The sequence below is a fragment of the Flavobacterium aestuarii genome (assembly GCF_040049115.1).
Lineage (GTDB): Bacteria > Bacteroidota > Bacteroidia > Flavobacteriales > Flavobacteriaceae > Flavobacterium > Flavobacterium aestuarii.
The window spans coordinates 100,165-117,864 of sequence record NZ_JBDLZZ010000011.1; the positions used below are offsets into that span (position 1 = coordinate 100,165).

The 17,700-nt window shown below is 34.3% G+C and carries 20 protein-coding genes; 6 read left to right on the top strand and 14 right to left on the bottom strand.

The window, feature by feature from the left end; all coding sequences use genetic code 11:
- Window positions 1-3 precede the first annotated feature (3 nt).
- The 4 genes from ABEG11_RS12740 (at window position 4) to ABEG11_RS12755 (ending at window position 5,026) form a co-directional block, all read left to right on the top strand.
- On the top strand, window positions 4-1,365 hold the full coding sequence (locus tag ABEG11_RS12740; RefSeq protein ID WP_348824554.1) for a DUF4302 domain-containing protein: 1,362 nt from the start codon (window positions 4-6) through the stop codon (window positions 1,363-1,365).
- A gap of 229 nt (window positions 1,366-1,594) precedes the next feature.
- Window positions 1,595-3,190, top strand: a complete 1,596-nt coding sequence (gene bshC, locus ABEG11_RS12745) for a bacillithiol biosynthesis cysteine-adding enzyme BshC (RefSeq protein WP_348824555.1) — start codon at window positions 1,595-1,597, stop codon at window positions 3,188-3,190.
- Between the two features lie 31 nt (window positions 3,191-3,221).
- On the top strand, window positions 3,222-4,493 hold the full coding sequence (locus ABEG11_RS12750; RefSeq protein ID WP_348824556.1) for an acyltransferase family protein: 1,272 nt from the start codon (window positions 3,222-3,224) through the stop codon (window positions 4,491-4,493).
- 113 nt (window positions 4,494-4,606) lie between these two features.
- Window positions 4,607-5,026, top strand: a complete 420-nt coding sequence (locus tag ABEG11_RS12755; protein WP_348824557.1) for a nucleoside-diphosphate kinase — start codon at window positions 4,607-4,609, stop codon at window positions 5,024-5,026.
- Between the two features lie 145 nt (window positions 5,027-5,171).
- On the opposite strand, the gene ABEG11_RS12760 is transcribed toward ABEG11_RS12755, so the two are convergent.
- Together ABEG11_RS12760 and ABEG11_RS12765 are read right to left on the bottom strand one after the other, a co-directional pair.
- The gene (locus tag ABEG11_RS12760) at window positions 5,172-5,468 is read right to left on the bottom strand and encodes a DciA family protein (RefSeq protein ID WP_348824558.1); all 297 of its coding nucleotides are present in this window, start codon (window positions 5,466-5,468) and stop codon (window positions 5,172-5,174) included.
- Window positions 5,449-5,892: a lipocalin family protein gene (locus ABEG11_RS12765; RefSeq protein ID WP_348824559.1), complete on the bottom strand. Its 444-nt coding sequence runs from the start codon at window positions 5,890-5,892 to the stop codon at window positions 5,449-5,451. The genes ABEG11_RS12760 and ABEG11_RS12765 overlap by 20 nt, the downstream gene beginning before the upstream one ends.
- 234 nt (window positions 5,893-6,126) lie before the next feature.
- Between ABEG11_RS12765 and ABEG11_RS12770 the strand changes: the two genes are divergently transcribed.
- Complete coding sequence (locus tag ABEG11_RS12770; protein WP_348824560.1) at window positions 6,127-7,203, top strand: serine hydrolase domain-containing protein; 1,077 nt, start codon at window positions 6,127-6,129, stop codon at window positions 7,201-7,203.
- Between the two features lie 97 nt (window positions 7,204-7,300).
- On the opposite strand, the gene ABEG11_RS12775 is transcribed toward ABEG11_RS12770, so the two are convergent.
- The 12 genes from ABEG11_RS12775 to ABEG11_RS12830 form a co-directional block, all read right to left on the bottom strand.
- The gene (locus tag ABEG11_RS12775) at window positions 7,301-7,483 is read right to left on the bottom strand and encodes a hypothetical protein (protein ID WP_348824561.1); all 183 of its coding nucleotides are present in this window, start codon (window positions 7,481-7,483) and stop codon (window positions 7,301-7,303) included.
- Window positions 7,484-7,489: 6 nt separating this feature from the next.
- Entirely contained in the window at window positions 7,490-8,470 is a 981-nt protein-coding gene (ftsY, locus tag ABEG11_RS12780) for a signal recognition particle-docking protein FtsY (RefSeq protein WP_348824562.1), read from the bottom strand.
- Window positions 8,471-8,640: 170 nt separating this feature from the next.
- Complete coding sequence (locus ABEG11_RS12785) at window positions 8,641-8,793, bottom strand: DUF4295 domain-containing protein (protein ID WP_100429907.1); 153 nt, start codon at window positions 8,791-8,793, stop codon at window positions 8,641-8,643.
- A gap of 46 nt (window positions 8,794-8,839) precedes the next feature.
- Window positions 8,840-9,022, bottom strand: a complete 183-nt coding sequence (gene rpmG / locus ABEG11_RS12790) for a 50S ribosomal protein L33 (protein ID WP_007805817.1) — start codon at window positions 9,020-9,022, stop codon at window positions 8,840-8,842.
- Window positions 9,023-9,049: 27 nt separating this feature from the next.
- The gene (gene rpmB, locus ABEG11_RS12795) at window positions 9,050-9,286 is read right to left on the bottom strand and encodes a 50S ribosomal protein L28 (RefSeq protein WP_024980263.1); all 237 of its coding nucleotides are present in this window, start codon (window positions 9,284-9,286) and stop codon (window positions 9,050-9,052) included.
- A gap of 72 nt (window positions 9,287-9,358) precedes the next feature.
- A complete protein-coding gene (locus tag ABEG11_RS12800; RefSeq protein ID WP_348824563.1) occupies window positions 9,359-10,612 on the bottom strand; it encodes a CinA family nicotinamide mononucleotide deamidase-related protein in 1,254 nt (417 codons plus the stop codon).
- A gap of 111 nt (window positions 10,613-10,723) precedes the next feature.
- Window positions 10,724-11,068, bottom strand: coding sequence for an Hpt domain-containing protein (locus tag ABEG11_RS12805; protein ID WP_348824564.1), 345 nt, complete (start codon window positions 11,066-11,068; stop codon window positions 10,724-10,726).
- A complete protein-coding gene (locus ABEG11_RS12810) occupies window positions 11,068-11,679 on the bottom strand; it encodes a fumarylacetoacetate hydrolase family protein (protein ID WP_348824565.1) in 612 nt (203 codons plus the stop codon). The genes ABEG11_RS12805 and ABEG11_RS12810 overlap by 1 nt, the downstream gene beginning before the upstream one ends.
- A gap of 78 nt (window positions 11,680-11,757) precedes the next feature.
- Complete coding sequence (locus tag ABEG11_RS12815; RefSeq protein WP_348824566.1) at window positions 11,758-12,528, bottom strand: exonuclease domain-containing protein; 771 nt, start codon at window positions 12,526-12,528, stop codon at window positions 11,758-11,760.
- 128 nt (window positions 12,529-12,656) lie between these two features.
- The gene (locus tag ABEG11_RS12820; protein ID WP_348824567.1) at window positions 12,657-13,973 is read right to left on the bottom strand and encodes a dihydrolipoamide acetyltransferase family protein; all 1,317 of its coding nucleotides are present in this window, start codon (window positions 13,971-13,973) and stop codon (window positions 12,657-12,659) included.
- An 83-nt stretch (window positions 13,974-14,056) separates the two neighbouring features.
- Window positions 14,057-15,220 carry a glycosyltransferase family 2 protein gene (locus tag ABEG11_RS12825; RefSeq protein WP_348824568.1) on the bottom strand — a complete coding sequence of 388 codons (1,164 nt, stop codon included), beginning with the start codon at window positions 15,218-15,220 and terminating at the stop codon, window positions 14,057-14,059.
- Between the two features lie 80 nt (window positions 15,221-15,300).
- Window positions 15,301-16,494 (bottom strand): BamA/TamA family outer membrane protein, encoded by a 1,194-nt coding sequence (locus ABEG11_RS12830; protein ID WP_348824569.1) that lies wholly within the window; start codon window positions 16,492-16,494, stop codon window positions 15,301-15,303.
- 204 nt (window positions 16,495-16,698) lie between these two features.
- Here ABEG11_RS12830 and ABEG11_RS12835 point away from each other — a divergent pair, with 204 nt between their 5' ends.
- Window positions 16,699-17,652 (top strand): complement C1q domain-containing protein, encoded by a 954-nt coding sequence (locus tag ABEG11_RS12835; protein ID WP_348824570.1) that lies wholly within the window; start codon window positions 16,699-16,701, stop codon window positions 17,650-17,652.
- Window positions 17,653-17,700: the final 48 nt, after the last annotated feature.

Sequence of the window (17,700 nt, forward strand, 5' to 3'; positions counted from 1 at the left end):
ATTATGAAAGCACAATATATATATAAATATTTAATCATTGGGTTTATAGCCCTATTGCTCGCATCCTGTACCAACACAGATGCTGAACAAAAATTTGAACAGACACCAACAGAACGGCTAAATGCACAGAAAAAAGAATTAAATGATCTTCTTCTTTCTTCAGAGTATGGATGGAAAGCCGTTTATTTTACCAACAATACTATTTTAGGAGGCTACACTCATTTATTCAAGTTTGCAAAGGATGGAACCGTCCAGATGGCTTCTGATTTTGATGCAGATACTGCCGTGTATAAAAGTGAATATGATATTCAGCTAGGAAGCACCGTAAGTTTGGTATTTACTACAAAAAACAGAATTCATCTTTTATCAGAATCCGATAATTACCCTATTGAAGAATTGGAAAGTAAAGGATATCTGGGTGATTTTCAGTTTTTATATTATGGGCAGGAAAACGGGGAAATTATTTTTAAAACAAACAGAGTTAATGAAACAACTGGTGTCAATGGAGAATTACGTTTTGTAAAAGCAACTGAAGCAGACTGGGCAGATTTAGAAAAAAACATTGACATGATTGATAATGTCGTTGGTGATGATTCCAGACCACTTTTTAGACTGCTTGAAACTAATGATGGTAAAACAATACACCAATTCGATTTTTCTTTTTCGGAAGTTACTCGTTTTGCTAAAGCAAATTCTATAGAAACCGGTTACTCTGTATCTTATAATATGGGAGTTGGTTATTCCCCAACAGGCATTATTGTAAGTCCCGCCGTAGAAGTTGGAGGACAAAAATTAACCGATTTTGTTTACAATGATGAAGACGGAAGCTTTACTTCAACAGGAACACAAGGAGTTAGTGCAACTATTAAATATTCTACCAAGCCACTAATTTTAACAGATGATTATAAAATTCTGTTAGAAGGCCAGCCACAAACTGTTTATGGATATATAGCAGCAAATCTGTATACAGCACCAACAACATCAGAATATTGTAAAGATTTACTAAATAAAGCAAATGCAACCTTACCTGCAAATCAAAAAATTAGCAGGATTCAATTTTATTTTAACACACCTTACGGTACCTATATTGAATATCGATTTACAGGAGGAAAACCATCTTTATATCATACAGTAACAGTTACTGAAGATGCAGATAATAAAACCATTACCCTTAATAACGAATACTGGGATGATGGAAACGCTATAATCAGTGAACCAGCATTTTTAAAAGAAATTGATGCAGAGCTCACTAATGTAAACGGATTGTATGCAAAAAAAGAAGCTTTTAAAGTAACCTATACTAATACTATATGGACATTTACAAGTACTACAAGTAATTTTAGAATCACTACATACGCTTTATAATCATACTTTTTAATTATAAGAAGAAAGAGGCTGTCTAGACAGCCTCTTTTTGATTTTAAATTTGTTTTGAATTAGTTTATATAATGCTTAAAGGTCTGCTAAAAAGCAGAAAGCCGAACTATCATGATAGTCTGCTAATGAATTCAGAACCAGACAATAACTCAAAAGGTATCCGTTTTAACAATCTCCTGCAATATTTTTTATTATTTTAGCAATAAAATAAAAACTTATGCCTACCGACTGTATCAGCTATCAAACCTCAGGATATTTCTCCAAATTGATACAAGATTATTTAGATCAAAAACCAGAATTAAAATCACTATATAATCATTTTCCAGCTCTCGAAAATTTTGAAAAACAAATTGAGGAGAAAAAAACTAATTTTAATAACAATGACAAAAGACAAACTTTAGTGAATGTCTTAAAAAGTCAATATGCCAAATTGAATATTTCCAAGGAAACTTTAAACCATATTGAACTTTTAAACAATTCCAATACCTTTACAATTACAACAGGGCATCAGTTAAATCTTTTTAGCGGTCCGCTGTATTTTTTATACAAAATCATTTCGACCATTAATTTAACGAAAGAATTAAAAACAGAATATCCTGAATATGATTTTGTGCCGATTTATTGGATGGCAACCGAAGACCATGATTTTGAAGAAATAAATTATTTTAATTTTCATGGAAAAAAATTCAGATGGAACAAGGAAAGCAAAGGACCTGTTGGGCGATTAGCTACCGAAGGCTTGGACGATTTTTTAGAAATTTTTGCTTTAGAAATAGGCGGAAGTACCAATGCAAATTCTATCAGGAAACTCTTTGAAGATTCTTATCTTAAACACGATAACCTAGCAGATGCTACGAGGTATTTAGCCAATGCACTTTTTGGAACTTCCGGCTTAGTAATTTTAGATGCCGACAACAAGGATTTGAAACGCAATTTTATTCCATATATAAAAGAAGAGCTGCTTCATCAAACTTCCTTTAAAACTGTAACCGAAACTATAGCGACAATAAAAGATTACAGCATTCAGGTTAATCCGCGCGAAATCAATCTGTTTTATATCGAAGATAATCTGCGCGAAAGAATTATTCTAGAAAACGGAATTTACAAAGTTAATCATACCAAAATACAATTTACAGAATCAGAAATTCTGGCTTTACTGGAAAGCAATCCTGAAAAATTCAGCCCAAATGTGATTATGAGGCCATTGTATCAGGAAGTTATCTTACCCAACTTGTGCTACATTGGCGGTGGTGGAGAAATTGCATATTGGTTAGAATTAAAATCATTTTTCGCATCCGCAAAAGTTACTTTCCCTGTTTTATTGCTAAGAAACTCAGTTCTTTTGGCAACTGAAAAACAAAGCAAGAAAGCCGATAAATTGAATCTGACCTGGACTGACTTATTTTCGAAACAAGCCGATTTAACCAATCGGATTACCCAGAAATTATCCGATTATCCAATTGATTTTACAGAACAAAAAGAAACTTTAAAAAAACAATTCGAAAAACTCTTAGAACTGGCAAATCATACCGATAAATCATTTTTAGGAGCGGTAAAAGCACAGGAAACCAAACAAATTAAAGGTCTTGAAAACCTTGAAAAAAGACTGCTTATTGCTCAAAAAAGAAAATTCCATGACGAATTGCAGCGTATAATTGAGTTACAAAATGACTTATTTCCTAACCAGAGCCTGCAGGAACGCCAAGCCAATTTTTCGGAATTTTATCTAGAAAATGGTGAGCGATTAATCCCCCAATTAATGAACCAGCTCAATCCTTTAGAACAAAATTTTAACATTATTACATTGTACTAAATGATTATTCACCATAAAACCCCAAAAAGCAATGACCAAAGACCGTCTTATTTCACTTGATGTTTTCAGAGGATTAACTATTTTACTAATGACCATTGTCAATAACCCTGGCAGCTGGTCTGCAATTTACCCGCCGTTAGAACATGCACCATGGCATGGATGCACTCCCACCGACTTGGTTTTTCCTTTCTTTGTTTTTATAATGGGAGCAGCAATTTCATTTGCAATGCCTGCCAAAAGTTACGATAGCACTACTTTCAATAAAATTTTCACCCGTTCATTACGCATGGTATGCTTGGGGATTTTCTTCAATTTTTTCGGTAATATACAGCTCTTCGGACTGGAAGGAATTCCATTGCTTATTGGCCGCCTGTTAATTACTGCCCTAGCTGGTTATGCCTTAATGGGGAATTTCAGTGCTAGATTAAAAACCTATTTGGCAGTATCTATTTTTATAATATATATGATTCTCGCGTACAGCGGTATCGAAGCCTATGAATCGGTTCGTTTACCGGGCGTTCTTCAACGCATTGGCATAGTATATTTTATTGCCTCGCTTTTGTATTTAAAAACAACTCAAAGAACTCAATTAGTGGCTGCAATCTTGATATTGCTGGGGTATTGGGCAATCATGACATTAATTCCAGCTCCAGGATTCGAAATAACAAACCTCGAAAAAGGAACCAATTTAGCCGCCTGGGCTGATAACATTTTATTAAAAGGACACATGTGGGAAGCAACCAAAACCTGGGATCCCGAAGGAATATTAAGTACAATTCCTGCCATTGCTACTGGAATAATAGGACTATTGATAGGTCAAATACTAAACAGTACCTTACTAAAAAACGAAAAAGCAAAAAAACTGCTTCTTATAGGAACAATTTTGATTATCCTTGGGCAAGTTTGGAATATCGTTTTCCCAATAAATAAAGCACTCTGGACAAGTTCATACGTATTATATACTGCCGGGCTCGCCACATTTGTCTTGGCTATTTTATACTACTTAATTGATGTTGCTGATTATAAAAAAGGCACCAGATTATTTCTGATTTGGGGAGTAAACCCAATGATCGTTTTCTTCCTTTCGCAAATTATTCCTCAAGCTATGGGGATGATTTCAATGCCAAACCCAGAAGTTCCCACACAACAGACTAATCTTTGGGATTATTTGTATTTCTTAGGTGTAGAGCCTTATTTCCACAATCCCATGACTGCATCATTAGTATTTGCCTTGCTTTATGTAGGTTTCTGGTCAATAATTCTGGCGTATTTTTACAAAAACAAAATGTATTTCAAAGTCTAAAAACAATAGAGAAAAACCAATAATAATACCTTTTTATCTTTAAATTGATAATTTGCTGAAATCTTTCAGCAAAAAAAGTATATTTTTGCACACAATTTTAAACACAGAAAAAAATGGTGACTAATAGAACTTTTACAATGATTAAACCAGATGCGGTTCAAAACGGGCACATCGGAAACATATTGGCAATGATTACAAACGGCGGTTTCAAAATCGTTTCGTTGAAATTAACTCAATTAACAGTTGCTGATGCTAAGGCATTTTACGCTGTACACGCTGCAAGACCTTTCTACGGAGAATTGGTAGAATTTATGTCAAGAGGTCCAATTGTTGCTGCAATTTTGGAAAAAGAAAATGCTGTTGAAGATTTCAGAACGTTAATCGGTGCAACAAACCCTGCCGAAGCTGCCGAAGGAACTATCCGTAAGGCATACGCTACATCAATCGGAGAAAATGCTGTTCACGGTTCAGACAGTGACGAAAATGCCGCTATCGAAAGTGCTTTTCATTTTGCAGGAAGAGAGCAGTTTTAATTCAGACTTCTTAGAATTCTAGAGTTTTTATATAAAAAACAAACCCCACTTAGTCGTTAAGTGGGGTTTGTTTGTTTTCCAGCGTTTTATAAAATGAAAATCAGAGAAATCTAAATAATTATCCTAATCTAATAATCCAAACGGTCTATCTAAGAACAACATCTTTCACCACATCTCTCCTTAATTCCTCATTGATCATTTTTATAATCTTGGATTTACCGTGGCTCAATTCTTCACGCAAAACTGCCGATGTTAACTGAACATAAAGAGTAGAACCCTTCAAAACCACATTATTGGTATAACTGTTCACGCCATTTCCCATCAAATTACGCCAGGCGTCTTTCACATCAATCTCATCCATTCCGGACTGCAGTTTATTTACCTCAATAATCTGCTTCAGAATATCACCTACCGTACATTCGTTATTTAGTCTTTTTGCCATAGTCATCTAGATTTATCGGTCCTGCTTTTTTATAATGATATTCCTTTTTCTCCTTATTCAAAACCACGAGTTCTTTATCTGTCAAAACCACTATTTCTTCGCTCCACTTCATATACGGAGTACTGTAATCTAAAAAAATCTGGTCATCTGCAAACCGGATCTTTACATTTTCAAACGTATCATTCACCAAAAAAGTGCCGTCCAATTGAGGCATTACTTTCTTTCTGATTCCAGCATTATTTTTATCAAGCTGAAAATAATCAAAGGATTCATTAACACCATATTTCTTCTCATTTCCATCTTCGAAAACCACTTTTTCAATTTCCCAATACCCATTGAGTTTTGCAACATCAGCTGGAGTAATTTTTTGTTTACACCCAGCAAGCAAAAGAGCAATAAGCAAAACACCAAATACTTTTTTCATAAATAATTCATTTTTTAAGGAGCTGTTACCTGCTATCCGCTTGTATCTTTTTTATCTCAAAAAAACGAGACAAAAAAGGATACCGCTTCTATCAGGGCTAGGGAATCCAATTAATCAGCAACTTTAGTAAACCTACAAAGTTAAACTTTATAATTCCACAGAAAATAAAAAAACACATCCCTTTTAAACTATTTTACATATTTTTGGTCTTACCCAGAACTAACCTCCATAACCATGTCAAAATCAATACTTTTATTAGCCATTTCTTTTTTCTGTTTCAATTGTTCTTCCGACAATTCAGAACCAGATCCATCTCCAGCAACAACCGAAACACTCTATTTCCCGCCAATTACTGGTAACAATTGGGAAACCAAATCCATAGAAAGCCTGGGCTGGAAACAATCGGCCGTTCAGCCTTTATTAGATTATTTAGAACTCAAGCACACCAAAGGCTTTATAATCCTTGTTAATGGCCGTATTGTTATGGAAAATTATTTTAATGGACATGATGCCAATGCTACTTGGTATTGGGCAAGTGCAGGCAAAACATTAACCTCAGCTATGACAGGAATAGCCCAGCAGGAAGGTATTCTTAATATCAACAGCAAAGTTTCAGATTACATAGGAACCGGCTGGACCAGTATGCCGTTGGCAAAAGAAAACTTAATCACAAGCAGACATTTACTGACTATGACATCTGGCATTGAAGATATCGCAAATGGTGATGGTGTAGATCCCGCAAGCCTCACTTACAAAGCCGATGCAGGAACGCGTTGGGCATATCATAATGTATATATAAAATTACAGGATATAATTGCTGCAGTATCCAAACAATCATGGTCCAGCTATTTCAACTCAAAATTAAGAGACAAAATAGGAATGAATGGCACATGGTTTACATCTGGCAACAATATTGTTTACAGCAGTACAACAAGGAGTATGGCAAGATTTGGCTTGCTGATGTACAATAAAGGAAAATGGGACAATAACGAGATTTTGAATGAAAACTATTTTAGCGAAGCTGTAAATACTTCTCAAAACATCAACTTAGGTTACGGCTATTTGTGGTGGTTAAATGGTAAAGCTAACTATCATTTGCCACAATCACAAGCTGTTTTCCAGGGAAGCATCATTCCAACTGCCCCAAACGATATGTTTATGGCGTTGGGGAAAAACGACCAGAAAATCTATATTGTTCCCAGCAAAAAAATGGTGGTTATCCGCATGGGAGATGCTGCAGACAATGTAAACTTAGCACTATCTGATTTTGATGAAACCCTTTGGACAAAAATTAGTGCCTTGTATCAATAACAAATGAATCAGGATCAAAATGTTTTTTTGGTACCAGCTTGATATAACAAAAAAAACAGCACAATTGAATTATGCTGTTTTTATGATATATCTATTTTTATTTTTGCCTTTGTTTTATTCTTCTCATTAATCCTAAAAAGAAAAAAACCAAGCCAATAATCAACAAAGCATAATACAAAGTAATATTAATATTCCTAATAGCATTTGCTATGACAAAAGCACCAATACTTATAAAATAAAAAAATATCGGGCTGGCATTTTTTATTGAAGAAAAATTCATGAACTATTATTTAAAAAAACTATCTACAAATTCATATTTATTGAAAACCTGCAAGTCTTCAATTCCCTCTCCAACACCAATATATTTTACAGGAATCTGAAACTGGTCTGAAATACCAATAACAACACCGCCTTTTGCAGTACCATCTAATTTGGTAACGGCAAGCGAAGTAACTTCAGTAGCAGCAGTAAATTGTTTGGCTTGTTCAAAAGCATTTTGCCCTGTAGAACCGTCCAAAACAAGCATTACATCGTGAGGTGCATCAGCAACCACTTTCTGCATTACTCGTTTTACTTTTGAAAGCTCATTCATCAGGTTGATTTTATTGTGCAGACGTCCAGCCGTATCAATAATAACAACATCTGCATTTTGAGCAACAGCTGATTGCAATGTATCAAAAGCCACCGAAGCAGGATCGCTGCCCATTTCCTGTCTTACAATTGGCACTCCTACTCTATCTGCCCAAATCTGTAATTGGTCAATAGCAGCCGCACGGAAAGTATCTGCTGCGCCTAGAACTACTTTAAAACCAGCTTTCTTAAATTGATATGCTAATTTCCCAATCGTTGTCGTTTTGCCAACTCCGTTTACTCCAACTACCATCAAAACATACGGTTTTGTATTAATTGGAATAACAAAATCAGTTCCTTCTCCAGTATTGGTTTCGGATAATAATCCCGCAATTTCGTCTCTCAGGATCTGATTCAGTTCATCAGTTCCAAGGTATTTATCTTCTTCAACTCTCTTTTCGATTCGGGTAATAATTTTAAGAGTTGTATTGACCCCTACATCCGAAGAAACAAGTATTTCTTCTAAATTATCCAGAACATCATCATCTACTTTTGATTTTCCTGCAACTGCTTTAGTTAATTTAGAAAAAAAACTGGTTTTGGTTTTCTCTAGGCCTTTGTCTAATGATTGTTTCGCCTCTTGGCTCAGGCTAGAGTCTTTTTTCTCCGAAGAGAATATTTTTTTAAAAAAGCTCATTATAAAATGGAGTTTTATGATTTGAATTTACATTTGTCAACTTAAGCAAGAAAAATCAATAAAAATAATCGAAATTGCCACCTTAAAAAAACATTATTTTGAGATGTAAATATAGAAAATAAAAAAGCTACTTCCGAATGAAAGTAGCTTATCTATAAAATGTAATATGATTATTTCTTTTTCAAGAATTCATCAACTTCTTCAGGAGCCATAATAGATTCAACGAATGTATATGCGCCAGTTACTGGAGATTTCACCATTTTGATGGCTTTTGATAATCTCTTAGAAGATGTTTGTAACGATGCTACGGTTTTCTTTGCCATGATTCAAATGTTTTACAAAACTTTTACTTCAAGTAAAAATCTCTAATTATTTAATTTCTTTATGAACAGTTACTCTTTTCAAGATTGGATTAAATTTTTTAATCTCTAATCTGTCTGGAGTATTTTTTTTGTTCTTAGTAGTTATATATCTTGAAGTACCAGCAACACCAGTAGTTTTGTGTTCAGTACATTCTAAAATTACCTGGATTCTATTTCCTTTCTTTGCCATCTTGCTATTTTTTTATTTTGGAAAAGATTATTTAATAAATCCTTCTGACTGCGCTTTTTTCAAAACTGCAGCGATTCCATTTTTATTAATTGTTTTTATCGTAGATGCTGCTACTCTAAGAGTAATCCATCTATCTTCTTCTGGAAGATAAAAACGCTTTTTAACTAAGTTTACAGAAAACTTTCTCTTAGTTTTGTTCATAGCGTGAGAAACGTTATTTCCTACCATCGCTCTTTTACCTGTAAGGTCACAAACTCTTGACATTATACTTATCTTTTATCGTTATTCAAAATCAGGGTGCAAAGAAAAGAAAAATAAACCTATAAACCAAAAAATTTATTGCTCTTTTTTTGAAATTTCTTTCAGCAGCATTTCAACCCCTTTGACCATTGCCCTATCTATCACTTTTTCACGTGGTTGACCAAAATTAAACATTTCAACAAGCACATCATTTGGCGTCGCCAAGGCAATAAAAACCGTCCCTACATCTGCATCAGACTCTCCTTTAGATGGACCTGCATTGCCTGTTGTTGCGATAGCATAATCTGTTTCAAGCAATAGTTTCACATTCAAAGCCATAGCTCTAGCAACTTCGGCACTCACAACTGTATGTTCTTCAATTAATTCTTTTGAAACATTTAATACTTTTTTCTTTACTTCCGAAGAATAAGCCACTACACTTCCCTTGAAATAATTCGAAGCTCCGGGAACAGAACTTAACAGCTGCGCAATACTCCCTCCAGTACAGCTCTCGGCAGTAGAAACAGTTTTATTCAGCTGTGTTAAAACTTTGCCTACGACTGCCTCAAGTGTCTCATCATCTTCAAAACCAACAATAATATCTCCAATTATTTCAGTCAAAGAGATCACATTTTCATCAATAGTTTTTTCCAAGAATTCTTTATCAGTTCCTCTGGCCGTAAGACGCAATCGCACTCTTCCAGGAGCCGGTAAATAAGCCAGCTTTATAAAATTGGGCAGGCTATTTTCCCAATTTTCAATCTGTTCTGCTACAGCACTTTCTCCCCTGCCATAAGTCAATATTGTTTTATGAAGAATATAAGGGCGGTCATAATCTCGGACAACTTTCGGAATAATTTCATTTTCTACCAAATATTTCATCTCAAATGGTACACCTGGAAGAGATACAAAGACTGTATTTTCTTTTTTCATCCATAATCCTGGCGCTGTCCCTACTTGATTATGAAGCACTGTACATTTTGAAGGAACCAGAGCTTGATCTTTATTAATCTGAGTAATGGTCCGTTTATAAAAACCCTCAATCAATTCAGTTACATGCGCAAGAACTGCAGTATTAACAATTAATTCATCTTCAAAATAATCACAGAATGTTTTCTTGGTAATATCATCCTTAGTTGGTCCTAAACCACCTGTAATTATTACTATATCAACTTTGTTTTGAAGTTTAGAAAACGTATTTAAAATATGTTCACGAGAATCACTTATAGACAGCATCTCATGAACTTCGACACCAATTCTATCTAACGCTTTGGCTATAAAACACGAATTTGTATCTACAATCTGACCAATCAGAATCTCATCTCCAATTGTAACTATGGCTGCTTTCATATTTTTAATGCTTTATTGAATAAAAAAAATCCAACTGTTGTATTAATCATACAACTGTCAGATTATTTTATGTGTTTTTGTAAAATAAATTTAAAAATTTATAACGGCTATTTAAAGATCAAAATCTTTTCTTAGCTCCTTAATAGCATCTTTCACCTGAGATTTAACACTCTTATAAGTCTCTATTATTTCTTTCTTTTTGCCTTCGGTTTTTGTCCAGGCTTCTATCTGCAGAATTTCTTCAAATGCCACGTTCAAACCAAGCAGGTCTAATGTTGGTTTTAACTTGTGTGCAAATGCGTAAGTCTGTTTATAATCTTTATTCTTAATTCCTTCTCCAATTTGTTTCAAATCATCAGGAACTTCGGTAACAAATAAATTCAAAATTTCATTTACAAAATCTGGATCATTATCTGAAAGTGCGTACACTTTTGCTAAATTGTATTTTATAGCCATTATTTTACTTGTATTCTAAATAGTTTTTGTCCTTCTAAAAATCCTTCTAAAACATCATTTGATTTTACAGCTGCTACACCCTCGGGTGTTCCTGTAAAAATAATATCCCCAATTTTTAATGTAAAAAATTGAGAAACATAAGAAACCAGCTCATTAATATTCCATAACATTCTGTTAGAATTTCCTTTTTGAACAGAAATATTATTGTTCCTTAATTCAAAAGTAACATTTTCCAACGAAACAAATTGACTTTTAGGTAAAAATTCTCCAATTACTGCAGAACCATCAAATGCCTTGGCTTTTTCCCATGGCAATCCTTTTTCTTTCAGCTTAGCTTGTAAATCTCTTGCTGTAAAATCAATTCCCACACTAATTTCGTCATAATATTTATGAGCAAATTTTGGCTCAATATATTTTCCAACTTTACTTATTTTGACAATAAGCTCAATTTCATGATGTACATCTTCCGAAAATTCAGGAATTACAAAAGGATGCTGTTTTAATAAAATAGCCGAATCTGGTTTCAAAAAAACAACAGGCTCTGATGGCTTTTCATTTTTTAATTCTTCAATATGACTGGCATAATTCCTGCCGACGCAAATGATTTTCATTTTTTTTAAGTTACAAAGTCTCTAAGTTACAAAGTCTCTAAGTTTCTTGGTGACTTAGAATCTTAGCATCTCAGCAACTTATTTTGTATTTAGTTTTCTCAATTTAATAGCTGTCAAAACTTTTTTGGTATACAAAGGGAAATCTGCATTTTGAATCCAGCTGTAATAGCCAGGTTCTTTTTCTAAGACAGCATCTACTTTAGCGCCTTTGTGTTTTCCGAAGGTAAAAACCTCTTCATTGTCAGCATCAAAAGCGATCATCCCTGCAAAGTCGGCTATTTTTTTCCTGGTGGTAAACTCAGATAATGATTTCATATCATTCTCCAATTCAGGATAACGATCTAATTGTGCTTTTAGGATTTCATAAGTTGCCATAGTATCTGCTTCGGCAGAATGCGCGTTTTCTAAACCTTTTCCACAGTAAAATTTCAAAGCCGCACTCAAGGTACGCTCTTCCATTTTATGAAAAATAGTCTGCACATCTACAGAAACCCTGTTTTTCATATCAAAATCAACACCGGCGCGCAATAATTCTTCAGCCAGTAGCGGTATATCAAAACGATCAGAATTAAATCCTGCCAAATCACTGTCCTTAATCATGTTATAAACTTGAGGCGCCAATTCCTTAAAAGTTGGCTCACCAGCAACTTTCTCATCACTGATGCCATGAATAGCAGTCGATGAAGGCGGAATTGGAATAGTTGGATTCACTAGCCAAGTTTTACTTTCTTTATTTCCATTAGGAAAAACTTTAAAAACTGATATTTCTACAATTCGGTCTTTTCCTATATCGATACCTGTTGTTTCCAGGTCAAAAAAACAAATTGGCTTATTGAGTTTGAGTTCCATTTTTTGTATTTAATTGCGCAAATATAAAAATTTGAGCTTGAATTTTATTTTAAAGTCAGTATTAAAAATATAAAAAACCCGACATTCTAAAAAAAGATAATGTCGGGCTTATTTTGATATTTATTGATTTAATAATCTCTATTTACATCAAATGCTTCCAGGTATTCGGCTACACGTTTTACAAAACTGCCTCCTAAAGCACCATCAACAACACGATGATCATAACTATGGGACAAAAACATTTTTTGACGGATTCCAATAAAATCTCCTTCTGGAGTTTCAATTACCGCCGGCACTTTACGAATAGCACCAAGAGCTAGTATTCCTACCTGTGGCTGATTGATAATTGGCGTACCAAAAACACTTCCAAAAGTTCCAACATTTGTTACAGTATAAGTTCCTCCCTGCGTGTCGTCTGGTTTTAATTTTCCAGCTTTGGCCCGGTTTCCTAAATCATTTACCGCTTTGGCCATTCCAACCAAGTTTAACTGGTCTGCATTTTTGATTACTGGAACAATTAAGTTTCCATTAGGCAAAGCTGCTGCCATTCCAAGATTGATATCTTTCTTTTTTATGATAAAGTCACCTTGTACCGAAATATTCATTCCTGGATAATCTTTCAAAGCCCTTGCGACAGCTTCCATAAAAATAGGAGTAAAAGTCAATTTTTCGCCTTCTCTTTTTTCGAAAGCATTTTTTACCTTATCTCTCCATTTTACAATATTGGTCACATCAACCTCTATAAATGATTGCACATGTGCTGAAGTCTGCACAGAAGCTACCATATAACCGGAAATCAGCTTGCGCATTCTGTCCATTTCTATAATCTCATCACCGCCATTTACTGAAACAGGCGAAACCGTTGGTAATGGAGAACTTTTTGGAGATTCGGCTTTTATAGCTTCAACCGTTTTAGCTGGTGCACTAACAGCAGCTGCAGGCTGCGCTCCTCTATTTTTTATATAATTTAAAATATCGTCTTTGGTTACGCGTCCATCTTTTCCGGAACCAGCAATACTTTCTAGCTCTGCCAAAGAAATTCCTTCTTCTTTTGCAATATTTTTTACTAGTGGCGAAAAGAATTTATCGCTTTCAAAAAAACTAACTGGTGCAGCAACTGATTCTTTGGCAGTCTCCACTGTTTTCTGAATTTCTTCAAGAATAGCATCAGGAACATCTTGAACCGGAATTTCTGCATTGCCTCCTTCAGTTTCAATAATGGCAATGGTTTGTCCTACTTGAACCAAATCGTCTTTGCCAAATAATTTTTCGACAAGAACACCAGAAACCTCAGATGGTACTTCTGAGTCAACTTTATCGGTGGCAATTTCCAAAACAGCTTCATCAGCTTCTATCTTGTCACCAACTTCTTTTAACCAGTTTGTAATGGTTGCTTCCGCAACACTTTCCCCCATTTTTGGAAGCTTTAATTCAAATCTTGCCATATTACCAATCTAAAAGATGATTTTGATTTTATTTTTGCGAAATTATAAAATTTTTAAAACATAAATTACATAAAATATAATTTTTATTTGATTTTTATAATTCCTCCCCTGTCATTAGGAGAATCACTTCCAATACTAAAATTTGTTCCTTTTGGTATTATTCTAAAAACTATCCCTTTATTTCTATGTCTTTCGAGAACATCTATACATTCCTTAAAGGAAATAAATTCATTATCTAAAATAATCTGTAACTCGTTTCTTATTGAATTTGACTGCAAATTTACCTCTTTTTCTGCTTTCCAATCGAGAAAATCAACCTTTTTTTGAACCACAGAGGCTATTATTTTTGCCAATGTTTCAGAGGCTGATATAAGCAAATAATTATCAGGGGGAATTTTAATTTTAGGCCTTCCTTGAATTCTTTTTATCAGGGAAAAAAACACAATACCAATTTTCATAAATACCGAAAAAAGCAGGGAAACCCGAAAGTGTTTTTTATAGAAAAACTCCATCGCTTCCTGAAATCTTTTCATATAAACAGCATCCTTGCTCGTACTTTCGCCTTTATAATGTATTACTGCTGTTTCATGAAAATAATAATTGTTTTTTCCTTTTTGCAAAACCATATACGACAAATCAATATCATCCGAATACATGAAACAATTTTCATCAAAACCACCTATAGCCTCATACAGTTCTTTTTTCAGGAACATAAAGGCACCAACCAATATTTCTACTTTACCAGTTTGGTTTTCGGATATATGCTGGGCATAATATTTATTAAAAAGGGATGATTTTGGAAAAAGCTTATACAAGCCTGTGATTTTAGTAAAGGCGACCCACGGTGTTGGAATTCCGCGTTTACTTTCTGGAAGAAAATTACCAGTTCCATCGATGAGTTTTACTCCTACAATACCCAAATCATTTTTGCTTTTGGCAAATGCCAGCAATTTCTCAAAAGTATCTTCGGCGACGACAGTATCAGGATTTAGAATACAAATATATTCGCCTTTGGCTTGGGCCACTCCTATATTATTACCTTTTGGGAAACCTAGATTTTGATTGTTATGAATAAGTTTTACATTGGGAAAATGCTTCTTTATCATCTCACAGCTCTCATCCTGTGAATTATTATCTACCACAATGATTTCAGAATCTATGTTCTTTAAAGCACTTTCAACGCTTAACACACATAGTTCCAAAAAATAGCGGACATTATAGTTGAGAATGATAACCGATAATTGCATTTTTCAAAGATATATTTTTAAGTCGAAAAGTCACAAAATTCATTATGAGAAAGTCGCTTGTAAATATTCTTTTCTGAAGATTAAAAATTTTCTGAAAGCCCAACCCTAAAAGTCCAGTCATCTTTGCTCATACCATAATCCAATGCCAGATTACTACTATTCTTTCTATTAAATTTTATTCGCAATCCGGTTCCAATGGCAGGAGTCCAATTGGTAAAGCTGTATGTATCCAAATTCGATACTGAAGAAATATTTCCATAAAAAACCGCTCCAAGAAAACCATTTTTGGTAATATCGGTACGATATTCGCTTTCCAAATATAATAACGAATTACTACGATAGCGGTTGCGGGTAAATCCCCTGCCTGTTTTACCATAACGATCCCAGCCGATACTTGGCAAATCCAGATAATGAGGCTTTCCATCAAAAACCGCCCAATAAAAAACCCTTGAAGCCAACACCTTATGCCGTATATCACTAAAAGAAAGATATTTACGAGCATCAATATAAATGGATTGCCACTTGCTATCACTTCCAAAAACACTGGAATTAATACGATAATCGGCTTCAAAATAATAACCTTGATCTGGATTCAATGTGTTTTTTCGAGAATCATACAAGGCCTGAAAAGCAATTCCCGAAGAAAGCTCATCCGAATAATTTCCTTCTTGGTATTTCGTGAAATCAGTTGGGACATCTATTTCGGAATCCTCGGAAATGTTTCCATATTTATCTAACTGAAAACCCAATCCCAATCGAAAATCTCCTTTTATTTTTCTACTGATAAATTGATAAAATCGAATTTGCTGGTAATCTACTTCCGATTGTGGATGTTTGGAACTATTTCCTCCCAAACCATACGTAAACTGAGGGTAAATCATAAACCTGTAATCACCAATAAAATTATACTTATTGTCCTTTGTATATATATAGGATTGTATCGGGAAGGAATACTGGCCGGTAAAGCTTGTTGTTGGAGTAAAATAAACTTCGGACATCTTGGTCGTATCATGGTTTTCATCCATAAAGAAAGTCGTCACAAAGGACACCACAAGACCGCCTTCGGCACTCTTCATGTCAGGTGCAGGAACAAGGGAAAATGCAATTTTACCATGATCTTCCTCTTTCTTTATGGAATCATTATCCGCAAAAATGCTCAGCAAAATTTGTCTTATATCCACATCGTTACTTCGCAAATCAATTTTCTGTGAAAACATGGAAAACGAAGAAAGAAGCACAAAAAACAACAATAATTTGTGTTTATTAAAACCCATATAGTATTTGGAATTGTAAAAAAACAATCACTTTTTAAGAATCCAAATATATGAAAAATTAAAAACTCCGTAAGACAAACCAACAAAGACATCTGGACAATCGCTTTTAAAGGTTTGCACCCCGGACTCCAAATCATTCGCTCCAAACCTTTTTATAATAGAATTGTTTTAATATCTTGGTTTTGAATTTCATTTGAATTTGTGATGCAAAAAACTATTCTGCTTTTGCTTTTGGTTGTGACTGGATCGTATGCCCAAATTAAAGGATGTACGGATGATCTTTCGAAAAATTACGACCCGAAAGCGACCGAAAACAATGGCAGTTGCCGGTACGCTTCCGCAAAAGTGATGCCTGCATTTTCGACAAAACTCAGTGATTCAATACCAATGACTTCCAGCTTAATTTACTTTGATAATTTGCTTTGGACTCAAAATGATCACTTTGATTCAACTTTTTATGGTTTGGATTCGAATGGAAAGATTAAGAAGAAAAACACCTTGCCTTTATTAAAAACCAATGATTGGGAAGAAGTTTCGCAAGACAGCCTATATATTTATGTTGGTGATTTTGGAAACAACAATCAAGGCAACAGAAAGGATTTGAGAATATTTAAAATCCAAAAGCAGACTTTTTTCACTGCCAAGCCAGTAATTGACACTATCGCTTTTTCGTATCCGGAACAGACGGATTTCTCACTTAAAAAAGCAAATACCACCAATTTTGATTGTGAAGCGTTTGTAGTTTTGGACGATGCCATTTATATTTTCACCAAACAATGGTCAGGAGAGAAAACGAGTGTGTACGCCTTGCCAAAAAAATCAGGAAGATATATTGCCGAGTTCAAGAAAACTATCGATGCACAGGGATTAATAACCGGTGCAACGATATTGCCTTCGAAAAAAGGTGTTGTTTTGTGTGGTTATTCTTCAATTATGCAACCTTTTGTCTTGCTTTTATATGGATATCAAAACAATGATTTTTGGTCTGGAAATATGCGTAAAATAAAAATCAAGCTTCCATTTCATCAAATCGAAGGAATTACGACCGAAGATGGCAAATTATTTTATATTACCAATGAAGCTACGGTAAAAAAACCTTTTGTAAATACACCTCAACAATTTCATACTATTGATTTGAGTTCTTTTTTGAAAGAATAAAAATTCAACACGAATTCCTCGAATTTGCACTAATTCTTTTTGAACTTA